The sequence below is a fragment of the Shewanella inventionis genome (assembly GCF_014641855.1).
GTDB classification, from domain to species: Bacteria; Pseudomonadota; Gammaproteobacteria; order Enterobacterales; family Shewanellaceae; genus Shewanella; species Shewanella inventionis.
Map to the genome: position 1 here is coordinate 19,082 of NZ_BMII01000040.1, position 16,815 is coordinate 35,896.

Consider the following 16,815-nt stretch of genomic DNA (forward strand, 5'->3'; position numbering starts at 1 on the left):
AATGACTTATTCCGAATGTTAACACCCGGCAGTCAATGTTAGATTTTAACGATAACAAAGGTTAATTGATACTGAGTTAACTGGGTTTATTTGCACGTTGGCCTAAAAGATTGCCTAATATAGTGAAATCTGAAATGAATACTGAAGAAAAAGTGGACAACCCACTTAAACAACAATTACGAAGTGTCATTTTTGGTACTGAAACAGCACAAGGTAAACGTTTCGATATTATTTTGATGATATGCATTGTGTTGAGCGTGCTGTTGATTTTTATTGACACGATTGAGCATATTAATGAGCAATATGGACAGTTAATTAGTATCGCTGAATGGAGCTTTACGGTATTGTTTACCGTTGAGTACATATTACGATTATATTGCTCACTTAATCGGTTACATTATGCCCGCAGTTTTTTTGGGATTGTCGACTTAGTGTCAATTTTACCCAGCTACCTTGGCTTGATCTTTCCTGGGGCTAACGTGGCTTTAGCGCTTCGCGTGTTGCGCTTGTTTCGTGTGTTTAGGGTGTTAAAGCTGTTGCGATACCTTAGCGATGGCCATTTGTTATTAAAAGCCATGGTGCAGTCTAGCCGTAAAGTGTTTATGTTTTTCTTTTCGGTCAGCTTAATCATTATGGTGTTAAGTGTGATTATGTATGTGATAGAAGGGCCTAATAACGGTTTTACCTCAATCCCTAAATCCATGTATTGGACTGTGGTTACCATTACTACTGTTGGTTATGGTGATATTACTCCACAAACGCCGTTAGGTCAGGGCATTGCGGCATTAACCATGTTGATTGGTTATTCAATTATTGCTATTCCAACAGGGATTTTAACTGCTGAGATTTCACATGAAATGGTGCGAACACGCGATTTACGTAAATGCAGTAATTGTGGCAAAAAAGGCCATGATAACGATGCTGATTATTGTAACCATTGCGGCAGTGAGTTAGAAAAACTCTGACCTATTTTACTACCTAATTGTATACCAGCCCGCTGTTCATCACCCAGCGCTATATCATCCAGATTGGTTTTGCTGGGTGTTTTTTAAAGGATAAGCATGACCACTGCCAAATTTGTTGAAGGGCCTATTTTACGTCACATATTGGTGATGAGTTCGACCGCAGCTGTCGGCATTTCGGCGTTATTTGTTGTTGATTTACTCGATATTTTCTTTTTAAGTTTATTGGGTGAAGTTGAATTGGCTGCGGCTGCGGGATATGCCAGTACTATCTCATTTTTTACTACATCTATTGGGATTGGGCTGTCGATTGCATTAGGGGCTTTAGTGTCTAAGGCGGTAGGCGCAAAAAATATCAAACTTGCTAAACGATTGTTTTTAAATAGTGCAATAGTGACTTTGTTAACGAGCGTGCTGGTGGCCATTGTGGTGTTTAGTTTTATTCCTGAGTTACTGGCGTTGGTAGGTGCGACAGGGCGCACAGCCGAGCTAGCACAAAGTTATTTAACCATATTGATCCCGTCTTTACCCTTTATATGTTTAGCAATGGCATTAGGCGGAGCTCTTCGTGCTGTTGGCGATGCAAAATTATCTATGATGTCGACACTGGCTGGTGGCGGCGTCAATGCGGTATTAGATCCTATTTTTATTTTTTCATTGTCTATGGGAATAGAAGGCGCCGCTGCGGCATCGGTATTGGCCCGTATTGCCGTATTTGTTATTTCGGCCCGTGGTGTGGTGGTTAAGCATAAGTTGATGGGCCGATTTTCTTATGTGGAATTTAAACAAGATTTAGGGGTGATTTTTTCAATTGCAGCGCCAGCGATGTTAACTAACGTGGCAACACCGATTGGTAATGCTGTAGTCACCCGCGCCATTGCAGACTTTGGTGACAGTTATGTGGCTGGTTGGGCTGTGTTAGGTCGACTGATCCCGGTTTCTTTTGGGATGATTTTTGCCCTCTCGGGTGCGATAGGCCCAATTGTTGGGCAAAATTTTGGCGCAAATGAGTTTGAGCGTGTGCGCTTAAGTTTAACCAAAGCGGTTCAATTTTGTGTGGTGTATGTCTTAGCCATGTCGTTGATCCTGTTTTTGCTGCGGGATGTGATTGTAAGTAGTTTTGAAATGAAAGGTGATGCAGCAGAGTTAATCGTGTTTTTCTGTCAGTATATTGCGGTGTTCTTTATTTTTTCAGGGATTTTATTTATTGCTAATGCCTCATTTAATAATTTAGGTAAAGCCAAGTATTCAACCTTGTTTAACGTGGGTAAAGCCACCATTGGCACTATACCATTTGTGTATTTTGGTGCCCAATGGGGCGGTGTTTACGGAGTGCTTATAGGTCAGGTTATTGGCGCGATTATTTTTGGTGTTGTCGGCATACTGTTTGCCTATCGACTCGTTGATAGCATCAGTCAACAAAGTGGTGTGTCGGCAGATGCTAACAAACAGCTGTTAGCCGAAGATGCGATAAATATTGATATGGTCGCAGCGCCTTTACCCACTTCAGGGCGAACCCAAATGGGTCAGCTAGATGAAGCACCATTGTGTGAGCAAATAGGACAACAGGGTGACGCTCAAGATAAAAAACCTTACACCAATCATGATAAATAACAGATCACAGATTGCGTTGGCAAAATCGCTTAGAATAAGGCAGAAATCGCAGCGAGCCCTTTGTTCAAGCCATTTTAATTAGTAAGAATGGTCACATTCTTGCCAAGCATTAAAAAGCCCCTATGACGATTGTCATAGGGGCTTTTTAGTGCGTGTAATAAACGGCTTATTCTTTGTTTGTTTCGGGCGTATCAACAACGGTTTCAGCCGGTACGTCGGCTTCGTTATTGGCAGCGGCTTGTTCTGCTGCTGCAGCCAACGCGATTTTTTCACGCTCGGCCTTTGAAATATAACGCTCAACAGGTTTAGTACTTGGGTTTGATGGCACAACTTTATTTTTACGCGCTTTAGCACGTTTGGCCATCTTTTTAATCATCTCTTGCTTTCTATTCATCAGATTTCTTACTGTGTAAACGACAAACTATTCATATCATTGCAGAAGATAAATGGCTTATCAAAACGTGAAGCCGCTGGTCTAACGGCCATCGGCGACTTCACGAGAAAAGTGGAGGGCAATTTTAGCCTAATTGCTACGGAGTATACAGCAGTTTATCAAAAAGAGTTTGGTTGACACTTTAGTGCTAAGCAATGGTGATAACACGTTGTGATGTTATAGACCGAACTTTTTAATGTCTTCTTCAGTGGCGCCGTCGTTACATTCACCTACTACTTCAGCTCGATCCATTTCCACATAACGATTCAGTTCTATAAAGCCGGTTTTACAATAGCCGCTCATTTCAATGGTTTTTTGTAAGCCTAAATCCACTTGTTGATGCCAAAGTTCTAGCCGTTCTTCAGCATTGCGTTGTTCTATTAAGTAACTTTGTAAGTCTTGCTTACGGCGATTGACTCTTTGGTCATGAGGTTGATCGTTGGGTAAGGGACGATCTGTAGCCGTGGCCAATTTTGCTTTATAAGTAAATAACTTTATGCCGTCGCCTTTAATTTGTGTACTGAAGGTATCACGAAACTGTCCGGCAAATTCCATAGGATCGGGTGGGCTTGAACTGCATGCACTCAACAACACCACGCTACATATCAGCAAACTATTTTTAAACACAGATAAACCCCTAAAGCAAAATAATGGTGTAAATCATAACCTAAGCGGTTAGAAGGATGATAGCCCACAGCAAGGTAAATTAACTTAAAGATGTTTTTGAGTAGCAATAAATAAGCCGCAACAAGTGCGGCTTATTATCAATGCGTAATGGAACTAAGCAAAGCGTTCATTTAGGTAGTTGTTAATGGCTTTTGATTCGTATAACCATTGTGTCTGACCGTCTTGTTCTATGCGTAAACAAGGGACTTGTAATTTACCACCTTCAGTGGTTAATAAGGCTTTATTTTGTGCTTGTTTGGCATCAATAAGTTGGATGTTTAAATTTTGACGACGCATTTCACGACGTACTTTTACACAAAAAGGACAAGCAGCATATTGGTATAGGGCTAGTGATTGCGTTTGTTGATCTATCACAGCTTGCTGCTCTTGTGGGCGTTGACGTTTTTTAGGTGCAAATACAACATTTAATAATAAAATAATTCGGCCTAAAATCCAGCGAACAATAAACATACTTATCCTCAATAAAATGATGGTTAACCCGTTACATTTTAGATAACGGGCCAATAAAAAATTAGCCGCAGTCTACTCGAAGTTAGCTCTGGATAATAGGGCCTAACTATTTTGCTTGTAACTCTAACATGGCAACCGATGCATTTTGATGAGTGTTTATTCGGCTTTCTAGCACAAATACTTTACTAGCATCAACTTGGCCTTGTTCGACTAAATAAGCTTTAACTGCACTGGCACGAGCCTGTGCAAGCAAACCGAGATCATCGGCGCTAACGGGCTGATTATTTTTTAACATATTGTACAAGCTGATATGTAAGCGGGTTGTGAGTTCTTCTTGGTTGAGTTCTGGCGATTCTGTCAGTAATTGCTGCTTTATATCACTGGGTAATTGCCCTAACTCTTGTTCGGCCAATAGATAAAGCGCATTGGTTAATGGCCCTGATGTAGGGAATTGGCTGGCGGACAAATGTGTGGGCAAAGCGCGCAACTTTATTGCGGCTGCTTTTGCCAGTTTTTTATGAAATTTTCGCTCTGCTAGTGCAGGTTTATCATTGGCGACATCAACGCTGCCTTTGATATTGAGTGTTAACAATGGTCGTTCAATTAAAGCACTGGCGAGTGTGTCTAAGGTTAACTGTTGTTGATGTTCAATAAGACTGGCGCCATCTGTAAAGCTGACTTTATCGATAACGTCTTCACTGCCTACAAGACCTGCAATAAATGAAAAGGGCGACGTCACCACTTTTGTGATGACATTGCCTAAGGCATTAATGATGACACTGCCAAAACTAAAGCTGGGTGAGTTAATGTCGCCAGCCACATCAACGCCTAAGTCGATAACACCATGGCGGTCTTGCAGTAATGCCACGGCAAGGCTTATTGGTAAGCTGGTGGCTTCTTCGCTATTGCTGCGTTTTCCTAGCTTGAGCTGGTCAATCACGAGGTGATTAGTTCCGACTAACACGCTGTCTTTTAATTTGTAGTTTAAATCTAATGACAGTTGACCTTTGTCGATGTAATAACCCGCATAGGTGCCTGAATAAGGATTGACTGACGTGAGTTCGACTTTTTTAAAGTTGAGATTTAAGTCCAAGTAGGGTTGTTCTAACAGAGGATTTACATCGCCTTTTAATGTAACGGGTGCATATTTATCAATTTTACCTGCTAAATCCACTGATGCTGTGGTTTGTGGGTTAGAAGATAAATTGATGATGTCGCCATTGAGTAACTCAATGCCTGATGCAAAGTTTGGTGTGAGTGAGTTATCTGCAAAAAAGGCTGAACTGTCTTTAAAACCAATTCGATTAATGTTGAGCTGCATTTCAGGGGATTCATCTTGCGATTTTGCCGTCTCTTGTGTTGCTGCACTGGCTAATTGTGGCTCGGTTTTTTGGGCATTTAGTGTTTCTGGGGCTGGGTTATTGTCATGTATTAACTGGCTGATATTGGTGCTTCGATCTGCTGCGATAATCAAACGGCTAAATAGGCTGTCGAAATTTATCTCATCAATATCAATTTTTGCTTGCTTACGGTCATATGAAAGTTGGTTTATGTCCATGGTTTCCCAATTCAATAAAGGCTGTTTTAAGACATTATCTTTAATATCAAGTTGCGATATTTGGGCTTTGCCTTGATAAACTAACCTGTCGTTAGCATCAGCACTTAGGCTACCTTGGGTTGAAAATATGCCATCTTCAATGGTGACATTAATGTAAGGGTCAATGTAAGGCTGCAAGCGAGTTAACGACATATTATTAAAGTCGATTTCGGCGTTAATGCTTTGAGCTTGTACGTCAACCTGTCCACTTGAACTTAATTGGCTTTGTTCATTAATCACAGTAGATAATTGATATTCAATAGGGCTTGAAAAATCAGACACCAATTTACCCGTGCTGAGATTGATGGGACCGAGTTGCCAAATGATAATGTTGTCGCTGGCAATGCCTTCGCCCAATGTGACTTGGTACTGGCCTAGAGTGAGTTTATTTAAGGTAACTAGCCATGGCTGGTTTTGTTCACTAGATTGTGTTGCTTGCGTTGCTTGTGTTGCTTGTGTTGCTTGTGTTGCTTGTGTTGCTTGTGTTGCTTGTGTTGTTTGTTCAGTCTGTTCAACGTCAGCGATTTTTGCATCGGCTCTGGCGGTGTTTTCTTGCGCTAAGCTTTGGTCATCACTGCTCACTAACTCGGTGTTTTTAGGAAGCAATAAGGCGGCTAAATCAGCACCTGTAGGCGTAATGTTAAGGTTTATTTTACCGTTTTTTGTGTACAGTTCATCAATGGTAACGTGTTGGTTTAGCACGTTGATATTGATGTTGTTTAATGCGAGTTCGTCAATGGATATCTTTTCATCTTGTTGATGTAGCGCTTTTACATTGTCAATAATAATGCGACCCCGGCTAATTGAAATGTCACTGATTGGCGCAAGGTCTTTATTTTGCAGTGCAATACTGTAGTGGCCATTAATGCTTAGTTTCCCTTGGGCTAAATTAATGGCAAACAATTGGTCTATAAATGACCAGTAACGAGATAAGTCAATGTTAGCAACATTAATGTCGCCTTTTAGCATTAAAGGTGACAATTGCAATTGACCTTGCACTGTTAAGCCGCCTTTGTATTGGTCTTCAATGCCGATCTTAAACTGATTGACTGAGTTTTGCTGGTTGTCTATTGCGGCAAGGATGCTGTCGAATTGGCTCAGTGTAAAGTGAATACTAGGGTAGCTTATAAGGGTGTCTGTCACTTTATCATCTAGGGTAAATGTTCCTTGTCTTATCTCAATGTTTGCTATGCGCATGGATAGCATGTCTGTGGTTTGCGCCTGCGGCTCATCTTGTTGTGGACTACTTTTGCTGGCAATTCTTGCGATGATGTCACTAAAATTAAAGACATCATGCTGCTTATCTTGACTACGGGTTATACGTATTTGGGGCTGCTCTAGTACCGCATCTTCTAACACGAGGCCGAATAGGCTAAGTGATTGCCACACTTGTAAATTAGCGTATAAACGCTCAAAGCTAACAAACGCCGTGTCGTCATTGGCTTCGTTGATGGTAAAACCGCTCAGCGTGATCTCTGTGGTGAAAGGATTAATCCGGATGTCTTGTACTGTGACGTGACGACCAAGCATTTCACTTAATTGTTGCGGCAATTGTTGTTTTGCTATCGCAGGAATGATGCCACCTAAAACGATGCACCACACTAGATAGGCATTGACGAGCCAAAATAGCCATTTTTGATAGGATGGACGACGTTTAAAGGCAGTGATTGTTTGGCTAAAAATGCTTGTCATAGGAGATTTTCTTGATTAATGCAGGGTCACAGCTAGACATAGTAACAAATAAATCTTTATACGAGGGATAATTTTGTTGCAGAAACAGAATAATTTACTTTGATCTTTTTTGATGCTAGATTGTTAATTATAAAAAATAAGTTTATGTAATTAATAGGTTTTATTTATGCGTGTTGGCAGGTGTCCTACATTCGATGAGTGTATACACTGAGTGAAAGCAACGCTGGTGAATTTGATCGTTAGTTATATCAACACAATAATAACCGCTAAATTCAAGGATGATAAATGCAAATTCGTCTCGCATCCAGTATAGACCTCGAACCGCTGAGTAATCTGTTTGATTTATATCGTCAGCAACTTAATCAAGCGCCTGATTTTTCTGCTTGTCGAGCTTTTTTAAATCATCGCTTAGCTGAAAACGACACCATGATATTTGTGTGTATCAAAGATGATAAAATGCTCGGTTTTACTCAATTATACCCTTCATTTTCTTCATTACTATTGGCCCCTGTTTGGTACTTAGAGGATGTTTTTGTGTTACCTGACTATCAATATGAAGACGTGGCCAATCAAATGTATCAAAAAGCTGAGTTGTTGGCACAAAGTACAGGCGTACTGTTAATTAATCGTGTTGAACAGCAAGAGGAGTCTGAACTGGTTGCAAGAGCGCAAGATCTTGCTTAATCATTAGTGCCAAACAAGCTATAAACCTCAGCTTATTTTCGATAAAATAACTGAGGTTTTTTTGTGTCCTCTTGCGAGCCGCTAAAAGAGGCAAAATAATGTTAAGGAACAGAGATTGAACAAGAGTGTTGCAACAAATTTAATCGCCGCCATATTTGTTTTGGTGGGTTATGGCCTAGAACAGCAAATAGTATTAACCATAGGATTATTTGCATTATCTGGCGCAATCACAAACTGGTTAGCGATTCATATGCTGTTTGAAAAAGTCCCTGGGTTATATGGTTCAGGTGTCGTACCATCGCGTTTTGAGGAGTTTAAAGCCGGTATTCATCATTTAATGATGCAACAGTTCTTTACCCAAGAAAACATCGATCGCTTTTTAACAAGTAGCAGTGCCAGTCATATCGATTTAACGCCTGTGATTGAGAAAATTGATTTAGCACCTTCTTTTGATGCATTGGTATTAACTATCGAAAAGTCTTCTTTTGGTGGCATGCTGGCGATGTTTGGTGGTACAGAAGCCTTGATCCCTCTAAAAGAGCCTTTTATTGAAAAAATGAAACAATCTTTAGTTGAATTAGCGCAAAGCGATCAATTTAACGCTATTTTAGTTAATGAGCTTGAACAACCCAACGTGATTGCCGATATGCAAGCAAAGGTGGCTAATATTGTTGAGCAGCGCTTAAATGAGTTAACACCAGAGTTAGTTAAGCAGATTGTTCAAGATATGATTAAGACACACTTAGGGTGGTTAGTTGTGTGGGGAGGGGTATTTGGTGGATTGATCGGTGCCGTTGCTGCGCTAGTGCAGTAAGTCGACGATACACATTGCTGTAGCGATGAGTTGGCCAACTGGTTATTACCCTAGGATTAACGCAGATTAATAGAGGAAGTTATGGCCCAGCACAACAGTATTAATTATCTCGAAATTCCAGTAAAAGATGTACTGGCCACTAAAGCGTTTTTTAAGCAAGTGTTTGGGTGGGATTTTCAAGATTATGGCCCTGATTACACTTGTTTTTTGAATGTAGGCATCGATGGTGGTTTTTACCAATCACCTCTCTCATTTACGCTGGCCAATGGCTGCCCGTTGATTGTGTTGTATAGCCAGGACTTAGAGGCCACTCAAGCAGCGGTTATTGATGCGGGTGGTTTAATTAGTCGTGATACTTTTCGTTTTCCTGGCGGCAGGCGTTTTCATTTCACAGATATTAATGGTAACGAATATGCGGTCTGGTCACAGTAATCGTTCACTGGTTGAAACCCCTTGTGTTAGACAATGCTGCCTAGACAGTAATGATGTGTGTTTAGGCTGTCATCGCTCATTAGATGAGATTTTGGCGTGGCATTCGATGAACGATCAACAAAAAGTCGCGTTGATAGAAATACTACAACAACGCGCAATAGCCTGTAAAAATCGTTAATCTCACCGTGTGACTTACTTTGCCGATGCTGTTTGAGGCTCTATATCGGTTTTAAATAAGCTAAACCCGCGGGCTTGATAGTTTTGCAATGCACTTGGGTGATCTAAAGAACAGGTATGCACCCAAACACGACGTGTGTGAGGTAACGCCCATGCGTGTTCGATAGCCTGTGTGAGTAAATAGCCGCCAAAGCCTTGACCAATAAAGCGCTCGCCAAGACCAAAATACATTATCTCAACGTTGCCGCCTTCTTGCTGTTGTAATTCAAAATAGCCAGCTGGAGCCCCCTCTAAATAAGCCACATACAAATGTAAATTGTCTGCTTCACTGTAGGCTTGCCATTGGCTGTCTGACCAGCTCAATTTGTCTGTCCATTGCCATGCAGCGCCCACAAACTGGTATAGAAAACGATTAAATTGGAATTGTTTAATATTAACCTTGACCAGTGACAAGCCTTGATGTGTATTTTTGGGCATTAACTGTGTTGGTGACGTCATTTCTAAATTAAATATGCTTATGTTTTTCATTGAGTTTTATAGCCATTGAGTGTTAATGAATAATAGTGATTATTACGTTATATTTTTGATTGGTGGTACAGGTGTCTTTAACTATTTTGGTAAATATTAATCTAATCAACAACGCAAGTATTCGTTTTAGACTGAAAAATAAATCAATCTTGCTCTATTGTGAGATTTCATGGGTTAGGATAAAGTCTTCGCGTCTTTAACTGGCCATTTTTATTGAGGTTTATATGTTCGAATGGATTGCAGATCCACAAGCATGGGTTGCGTTAATCACCCTCATAGGATTAGAGATTGTATTAGGTATCGATAACATTATTTTTATCTCGATAGTGGTTTCAAAATTACCAGTTTCTGAAAGAGATAAAGCGAGAAAAATTGGTATAGGCTTAGCCATGTTTGCAAGATTGGCATTGCTATTGAGCTTATACTGGATAATGGGGTTGGTTGAACCTATTTTTACAATCTTAGAGCAAGCTATTTCTGGAAGAGATTTGATTTTGATTTTTGGCGGTCTATTTTTGCTGGCTAAGTCAACTCATGAAATCCACAGTAGTTTTGAAGTTCCTGAAGATAGCCAGCGAGATATTGTCTCTGTTGGGTTTTACTCTGTGCTGATCCAAATTGCTGTACTCGACATTGTGTTTTCTTTGGACTCTGTGATTACTGCGGTAGGGTTAGTGAGTAATATTTCTATCATGATTATCGCAATCATTATTTCGGTGATTGTGATGTTATTTGCATCTAAACCTATCAGTGATTTTGTTGACAGTAATCCAACCATCAAAATGCTTGCCTTATCTTTTTTATTGATGATTGGTTTTACACTGGTTGCAGAGGGCTTAGATTTTCATGTGCCTAAAGGGTACATTTATTTTGCTATGGCCTTTTCACTCGTTGTTGAGCTTATTAATATCAAACTTAAAAAGAGTAAAGATTCAGGCACTATCATATTGAATAAAAAGATGAACGATAAAGAGGTTGATTGATTTTAGTTATTTTCTTTATTGAAGTGTTTGTTTAGAGCGTATTTATCTTTGTTGATTATTTGATCACGAACGATAAACACGCATAGAGTTAAAAACTGCTACAGATTATCTTGATGATGATTGTAGCAGTTTTTGTTATTTCAATTCAGCAGCAATTAATACGCGCTGGCATGTACGTTTTTAACGGCACGGCCCGATGGGTCGTTAATACCTTGTAAGCTTGCATCCCACAATAGTGCTTCTGGAGTTGAGCAGGCCACTGTTTTGCCACCTGGTACGGTTTCAGCCGCACTAGCGAGTGGGAAGAACTCTTCAAAGAAGCTGCGGTAGAAGTAGGCTTCTTTTGACTCTGGTGTGTTATATGGGAAACGGAATTTTGCGTTAGCAAATTGCACGTCATCTACGTTGGCAGCTGCGTGAGCTTTTAAGCCATCAATCCATGAGTAACCCACACCATCACTGAATTGCTCTTTTTGACGCCATACCACTTCTTTCGGTAATTTATGTTCAAACGCTTGGCGTAAAATGTGTTTTTCGATACGCCCATCTTTTGACATCTTAGCTTCTGGGTTTACACGCATTGCAACGTCAATAAACTCTTTATCTAAGAAAGGTACACGGGCTTCAAGTCCCCATGCGGCCATGGCTTTGTTAGCACGTAAGCAGTCAAATAAATGCAGTTTGTCTAATTTACGTACCAGTTCTTCGTGGAATGCTTGAGCGTTTGGAGCCTTATGGAAGTACAAGTAACCACCAAATAATTCATCAGCACCTTCACCTGATAACACCATTTTTATGCCCATGGCTTTAATTTTACGCGCCATTAAGTACATAGGCGTAGCGGCACGGATTGTTGTGACATCGTAAGTTTCGAGGTGATAAATCACTTCTTTAATGGCATCTAGACCTTCTTGGAAGGTATACACAATCGGGTGATGAATGGTGCCAATGGCATCAGCTACTTTTTGTGCGGCAACTAAATCTGGTGATTCAGCTAAACCCACTGCAAATGAGTGAAGTTGTGGCCACCATGCGCCCGTTTCGCCATCGTTTTCGATGCGGTGTTTAGCAAAAGTTTGGGTAATAGCTGACACCACAGATGAGTCTAATCCGCCAGACAATAATACGCCGTAAGGTACATCTGACATTAGCTGACGTTTAACTGCGGCTTCAAGTGCATCACGTAATTCTTCTACACTGGCTGGGTTGTCTTTAACTGCGTCAAAGTCTTTCCAATCGCGCTGGTAGTAGTGAGTTGGTTTACCATCTGCTGAGTAGAGGTACTGACCAGGTAAAAACTCTGCTACGGTTTTACACACTGGCATCAGTGCTTTCATTTCTGAGGCAACATAAAAGTTACCTGATGAGTCAAAACCTGTGTATAGCGGGATAATACCAATATGATCACGGCCAATTAGGTAAGTGCCTTTAGCTTTGTCGTATAACACAAAGGCAAAGATGCCGTTGAGTTTGTCTAAAAAGTCACAGCCGTACTCTTGATAAAGCGATAAGATCACTTCGCAATCTGAGTTAGTTTGATATTGGTATTTGTCACCTAACTGCGCTTTAAGCTGCTTATGGTTGTAGATTTCTCCGTTAACCGCTAATACAAGGTTGCCGTCGAGGCTGATGAGTGGCTGTGCGCCGTGGTCTACGTCAACAATGGCAAGACGTTCATGGGCTAAAATTGCTTTGTCGTCAGCATAAATACCAGACCAGTCTGGACCGCGATGACGCAATAATTTTGACATTTCTAAAGCAACTTGACGTAGTTGGCTTGCATCAGTTTTGATATCTAAAATTGAAAATATTGAACACATAATACGGCTCCAGCAGCGTTGGCTAATCTTTATCTGTTTGTTACTTTGCCAGCATTTTTGTTAATAGCCAAGTAAGTTTTTTGAGATAACATCATAAATATGGCTATTTTAATGATTTAATCTCTTTTTGCTTTAGCTTTAATTGTTAAATGTATTGTAAAATGTCATTATTGTTGTTGTATCGATAATTTTATTGAAAAAATTGCCAATATATTCAGGATTTATCAATTGCATCTTAAAAAATGCTCAATTGCACTTAACAAGTGCGTTTGCGGATTTTTTAAGCAACTTGATGGTTATAAAAGATTTAATAACCTTAAATAACCTCAGCTCTGGATAACAAACGCCTTTCAAGCAGTCCTTTGCCTTCCTCACTGCGTTGAATTAACTTGCAATAGGCTAGCTATTGACGCGTTAATTCGCCTTGTTAGCAAAACAAATCACAAGCTTGACAGTGGATTTTAGTCAATCTATTGATTTATATCGTTATCAATACATCTCTTATCCAGAGTTGAGGTTAAATAGGCAAATAATTTGTTAATGATTTATCAGTGCACATATTTTGTGCATTCATTTGGGCTGTAATGGGTCACAACCTGATCTCTTCAAAACTCATATTGAGCGATAAAAAAAAGCCCATCACATGATGATGGGCAAATCCTTGGGTGGGAAGGAATAATAAACAGCAATAGGGTTAATCAGCGGGCCTTAGCGGATAAAACTCTGATCCAGCATAATAGCCTGGCCAATCTTGGTTATTACCTAATGCATGAGCCGCTTGGTAATACACGCCTAAATCTTGCAGTGCACCAGATAAGTCCCAATCTTCACGATAGTGATCACACACATTGTGGTAACAGCCTTTCATTTGTTCTGTCATTGCCGCTTTGTATTGTGCAGTCTCTTCGTCAAGAGGTTGGGCGCCGCCACCTGCAAATACCGCAGGCACGCCAAGCTTTGCAAAGCTGAAATGATCTGAGCGAAAAAAGCCTCCAGATGCAGGGTTGCTTTCGCCTGTTGTCACACGGTTTTGTGTGGCTGCAGCTTGTTCTAAATAAACTTCTAGTTCCGACTGGCCTTTGCCAACTATGGTGTAATCTTTGGTTTTTCCATACACATTGGTACTGTCGAGATTAAACACCGCAACGGTTTTGTTGATGGGATAAATAGGATTAGCAGCATAATAGCGCGAGCCTAATAAGCCTTGTTCTTCGCCTGTTGTGGCGATAAACGTCAGCGAACGTTTTAAACCATGTTCTGCTTTGGCTTGTTTAGCAAATTGGCGAGCGATTTCTAATATTCCGGCGGTTCCTGAAGCATTGTCTAAGGCGCCATTGTAAATGTTGTCGCCTTCTTTGCTGTCATCAACGCCGATATGGTCCCAGTGTGCAGTAAATACAATATGCTCATCAGCCTGGCTGCTACCTGGCAATGTCGCCACGACATTGTAACTGTCGGCATAGTCAGCTTTGTTGGTAAATGCTATTGAAGCGGTTTGGGCTAAATCGACATTTAATGCACTGTCGGCAGCGCGGTCCATTAATCCGCTCAATGATAAGCCGGCTTTGTCAAATAAACGTTTGGCGCTGTCTAAGGTTATCCAACCTTCGACTTGTACCCGAGCATCTTGTTCAGCCTTGGCGAGCACTAAATCTTGTTGAGGGCCGGTCCAGCTGTTTTCAACCACTGACCATGGGTAAGAGGCTGGTTTAGTGTCGTGGATTATAATGGCGCCAAGGGCTCCTTGACGGCTTGCCTCTTCAAATTTGTAACTCCAGCGACCGTAATAAGTCATGGCGTTGCCATTAAATTTTTTATCATTGGGGTGCGCAAAACCGGGGTCGTTAACCAATATGACGGCTATTTTGCCTTTCATATCGACACCTTGATAATCGTTCCATTGGTATTCTGGTGCGTTGATACCGTAGCCGACAAAGACCAAGGGAGCCTCTTTAATACTCACTTGTTGATTATCGTGACGACTGCTGAGCACAATATCCTGTCGATATTGCATATCAATACCCGCTAAATTAACACTTTGTTGCTCACTTGCGGTATAGCTCACCATAGGCACAGCTTGCAAGTAACTGCCATTGACAGCGCCAATTAGGCCCATTTCGTTAAAGGCTGCTGATAGGTAATCGAGTGTGAGTTTTTCACCTTGAGTGGTGGGTGCTCGGCCTTCAAATTTGTCTGAAGACAAGGTGGTAATGTCGGCTCTAAAGCGTTGCTCATCAAAGCTGACTTGAGCGCTTTTATCTGGTGTTTGTGGTGCTGTTGTTGTCTCACCTACATTGCATGCACTGAGCAGCGCTACGGCGCAAAAAGGAAACAGTTGTTTCATGCTCTATCCTGAATATTATTTTTATTTTTCGGACCAGCATAATGGATCAAGCCAGCGCGCTATGACAAGGGCTCTGGCTTGATAATGTGTTACCTAATGTAAATGTAATGGCAAATGAGGTGTTTACACTACGTCAATGTCGCCCGCACAGGCAAACACATGGTTAGGTCTAAATGGCTCTTTTTCGATGTCGCTCATTTGGCTCACGCCACTGGTGACTAAGATGGTTTCAAGACCAGCTTGGAAACCAGCCAAAATATCGGTACGCATATTGTCGCCAATAATCACGGTGTTTTCAGAGTGGCCTTGAATGTGGTTTAACGCCGAGCGAATAATCCATGAGCTTGGCTTACCTACGTAAAATGGCATTTTACCTGTTATGCGCTCAATGGATGCACATAATGCGCCACATGCAGGGCTAAATGCCGGGCCGTGGGTGTCTGGGTTGGTGGCAATAAAGCGCGCGCCGCCCGCAACAAAACGTGATGCCTTGTGGATCATGTCCCAATTGTATGAGCGAGTTTCGCCTACAATGACAAAATCTGGGTTAATGTCAGTGATGGTGAAGCCTGCGTTGTATAGTTCGTGGGTGAGGGCGCCTTCACCAATCACAAATGCTTTGGTGCCGGTTTGGTGTTTAAGAAAATCAGCCGTTGCCATGGCCGAAGTATAAAAACAGGTTTCTGGCACATTAATGCCCGCCGCGCCCAGACGGTTTTGTAAGTCTTTACCGGTTTGCACAGGATAATTGGTGAGGATAACCAGCGGATTGCCTTGTTCTAGTACGCGATGAATAAACTTGTCGCTTCCTGGAATGAGTTTGTTGTCGTGCAGCAGTACACCATCAATATCACATATAATATTTTTCATTGTGTCATTTCTTCCTTCAAATACAACCTGCCTACATCTAAAGCTAATTTAGGCCAGAAAACAACGATTAAATACTGAAATTATAAAGATAATCAGGCTTGTTTTACCTGTTGATTAAGTATTAATTAAAATTTCCATATAGCATATTGAAATAATTATAAAATTACTAACAAGTAAGTGGATGAGGGCAGAGTGAAATGGCTGTGGTTAAAAACCAAATCGGCACATTGCATTCACATATCGACGACATTAAAGCTACTCAAAAAGAGATGAATGGTAAGCTTGATGAGCTTTTACAGCGTAAATAAAAAAGGCCAGTAACTTTAACCAAAATCTTTTAGCTTTTCTTTGATTTCAGTTTCTAAATCCTTAAAGAAATCCACTTCCATGTCGTGCTCCGATTACTGTGTAAAATACTATTAGAAGCATTCTATCGCGTTAGCACTTTTTGGCAAGAAGTAGGGGAGGTAACTAGCTGTTTTAAAATGAGGTTTGTGATGTAGTGCGAGAGGTATTACTATAAGTGCAGATTGTATTAGACCGCTGTAATTGTAAACCCTGCCTTGTATAGCTCGTGGGTGAGAATAACCAGCAGATTACCCAGGGTGAGATCGCGAACGTTTTTTAAACAAAATACGCTATCGATTAAATCTTATTTGACCTAATACAGCGTTCGTGATCTTATACTCTCTTTTCAGGAGTATAAGCATGTATATCGAAGCCTTCAC

The 16,815-nt window shown here is 40.9% G+C and carries 15 protein-coding genes; 7 read left to right on the forward strand and 8 right to left on the reverse strand.

Going from position 1 to position 16,815, the window contains the following annotated elements:
• Positions 1–134: 134 nt before the first annotated feature.
• Both IEW93_RS18920 and IEW93_RS18925 read left to right on the forward strand, forming a co-directional pair.
• Positions 135–965 (forward strand): ion transporter, encoded by an 831-nt coding sequence (locus tag IEW93_RS18920; RefSeq protein WP_188740799.1) that lies wholly within the window; start codon positions 135–137, stop codon positions 963–965.
• Positions 966–1,061: 96 nt separating this feature from the next.
• Complete coding sequence (locus IEW93_RS18925; protein ID WP_188740800.1) at positions 1,062–2,576, forward strand: MATE family efflux transporter; 1,515 nt, start codon at positions 1,062–1,064, stop codon at positions 2,574–2,576.
• Positions 2,577–2,742: 166 nt separating this feature from the next.
• Here the strand turns inward: IEW93_RS18925 and IEW93_RS18930 are convergent, their stop codons facing one another.
• From IEW93_RS18930 to IEW93_RS18945, 4 genes are all read right to left on the reverse strand, one after another.
• Positions 2,743–2,970, reverse strand: a complete 228-nt coding sequence (locus IEW93_RS18930; protein WP_188740801.1) for a DUF2986 domain-containing protein — start codon at positions 2,968–2,970, stop codon at positions 2,743–2,745.
• 216 nt (positions 2,971–3,186) lie between these two features.
• A complete protein-coding gene (locus IEW93_RS18935; RefSeq protein WP_188740802.1) occupies positions 3,187–3,636 on the reverse strand; it encodes a hypothetical protein in 450 nt (149 codons plus the stop codon).
• Positions 3,637–3,789: 153 nt separating this feature from the next.
• Entirely contained in the window at positions 3,790–4,146 is a 357-nt protein-coding gene (locus tag IEW93_RS18940; RefSeq protein ID WP_188740803.1) for a glutaredoxin family protein, read from the reverse strand.
• A 106-nt stretch (positions 4,147–4,252) separates the two neighbouring features.
• Positions 4,253–7,435 (reverse strand): DUF748 domain-containing protein, encoded by a 3,183-nt coding sequence (locus IEW93_RS18945; RefSeq protein ID WP_188740804.1) that lies wholly within the window; start codon positions 7,433–7,435, stop codon positions 4,253–4,255.
• Positions 7,436–7,720: 285 nt separating this feature from the next.
• On the opposite strand from IEW93_RS18945, the gene IEW93_RS18950 reads away from it, so the two are divergent.
• From IEW93_RS18950 to IEW93_RS18965, 4 genes are all read left to right on the forward strand, one after another.
• On the forward strand, positions 7,721–8,119 hold the full coding sequence (locus tag IEW93_RS18950) for a GNAT family N-acetyltransferase (protein ID WP_188740805.1): 399 nt from the start codon (positions 7,721–7,723) through the stop codon (positions 8,117–8,119).
• 115 nt (positions 8,120–8,234) lie between these two features.
• Positions 8,235–8,933, forward strand: a complete 699-nt coding sequence (locus IEW93_RS18955; protein WP_188740806.1) for a DUF445 domain-containing protein — start codon at positions 8,235–8,237, stop codon at positions 8,931–8,933.
• An 81-nt stretch (positions 8,934–9,014) separates the two neighbouring features.
• On the forward strand, positions 9,015–9,365 hold the full coding sequence (locus tag IEW93_RS18960; protein ID WP_188740807.1) for a VOC family protein: 351 nt from the start codon (positions 9,015–9,017) through the stop codon (positions 9,363–9,365).
• Entirely contained in the window at positions 9,346–9,543 is a 198-nt protein-coding gene (locus IEW93_RS18965; protein WP_188740808.1) for a DUF1289 domain-containing protein, read from the forward strand. Before IEW93_RS18960 ends, IEW93_RS18965 begins: the two co-directional genes overlap by 20 nt.
• A 14-nt stretch (positions 9,544–9,557) precedes the next feature.
• Here IEW93_RS18965 and IEW93_RS18970 read toward each other — a convergent pair whose 3' ends face one another.
• Positions 9,558–10,070, reverse strand: coding sequence for a GNAT family N-acetyltransferase (locus tag IEW93_RS18970; protein WP_188740809.1), 513 nt, complete (start codon positions 10,068–10,070; stop codon positions 9,558–9,560).
• 224 nt (positions 10,071–10,294) lie between these two features.
• Here IEW93_RS18970 and IEW93_RS18975 point away from each other — a divergent pair, with 224 nt between their 5' ends.
• A complete protein-coding gene (locus IEW93_RS18975; protein ID WP_188740810.1) occupies positions 10,295–11,053 on the forward strand; it encodes a TerC family protein in 759 nt (252 codons plus the stop codon).
• Between the two features lie 155 nt (positions 11,054–11,208).
• Here IEW93_RS18975 and asnB read toward each other — a convergent pair whose 3' ends face one another.
• The 3 genes from asnB to IEW93_RS18990 form a co-directional block, all read right to left on the reverse strand.
• Positions 11,209–12,873, reverse strand: a complete 1,665-nt coding sequence (gene asnB, locus IEW93_RS18980) for an asparagine synthase B (protein ID WP_188740811.1) — start codon at positions 12,871–12,873, stop codon at positions 11,209–11,211.
• Positions 12,874–13,567: 694 nt separating this feature from the next.
• Entirely contained in the window at positions 13,568–15,217 is a 1,650-nt protein-coding gene (locus IEW93_RS18985; protein WP_188740812.1) for a M28 family metallopeptidase, read from the reverse strand.
• 123 nt (positions 15,218–15,340) lie between these two features.
• The gene (locus IEW93_RS18990) at positions 15,341–16,087 is read right to left on the reverse strand and encodes an HAD-IIA family hydrolase (RefSeq protein ID WP_188740813.1); all 747 of its coding nucleotides are present in this window, start codon (positions 16,085–16,087) and stop codon (positions 15,341–15,343) included.
• Positions 16,088–16,815 lie beyond the last annotated feature (728 nt).

Excerpts from the sequence above, each read along its gene's own strand:
- IEW93_RS18920 (WP_188740799.1), top strand. The coding sequence starts at position 135 with ATGAATACTGAAGAAAAAGTGGACAACCCACTTAAACAACAATTACGA.
- IEW93_RS18925 (WP_188740800.1), top strand. The coding sequence starts at position 1,062 with ATGACCACTGCCAAATTTGTTGAAGGGCCTATTTTACGTCACATATTG.
- IEW93_RS18930 (WP_188740801.1), bottom strand. The coding sequence starts at position 2,970 with ATGAATAGAAAGCAAGAGATGATTAAAAAGATGGCCAAACGTGCTAAA.
- IEW93_RS18940 (WP_188740803.1), bottom strand. The coding sequence starts at position 4,146 with ATGTTTATTGTTCGCTGGATTTTAGGCCGAATTATTTTATTATTAAAT.
- IEW93_RS18945 (WP_188740804.1), bottom strand. The coding sequence starts at position 7,435 with ATGACAAGCATTTTTAGCCAAACAATCACTGCCTTTAAACGTCGTCCA.
- IEW93_RS18950 (WP_188740805.1), top strand. The coding sequence starts at position 7,721 with ATGCAAATTCGTCTCGCATCCAGTATAGACCTCGAACCGCTGAGTAAT.
- IEW93_RS18960 (WP_188740807.1), top strand. The coding sequence starts at position 9,015 with ATGGCCCAGCACAACAGTATTAATTATCTCGAAATTCCAGTAAAAGAT.
- IEW93_RS18965 (WP_188740808.1), top strand. The coding sequence starts at position 9,346 with ATGCGGTCTGGTCACAGTAATCGTTCACTGGTTGAAACCCCTTGTGTT.
- IEW93_RS18970 (WP_188740809.1), bottom strand. The coding sequence starts at position 10,070 with ATGAAAAACATAAGCATATTTAATTTAGAAATGACGTCACCAACACAG.
- IEW93_RS18975 (WP_188740810.1), top strand. The coding sequence starts at position 10,295 with ATGTTCGAATGGATTGCAGATCCACAAGCATGGGTTGCGTTAATCACC.
- asnB (WP_188740811.1), bottom strand. The coding sequence starts at position 12,873 with ATGTGTTCAATATTTTCAATTTTAGATATCAAAACTGATGCAAGCCAA.
- IEW93_RS18985 (WP_188740812.1), bottom strand. The coding sequence starts at position 15,217 with ATGAAACAACTGTTTCCTTTTTGCGCCGTAGCGCTGCTCAGTGCATGC.
- IEW93_RS18990 (WP_188740813.1), bottom strand. The coding sequence starts at position 16,087 with ATGAAAAATATTATATGTGATATTGATGGTGTACTGCTGCACGACAAC.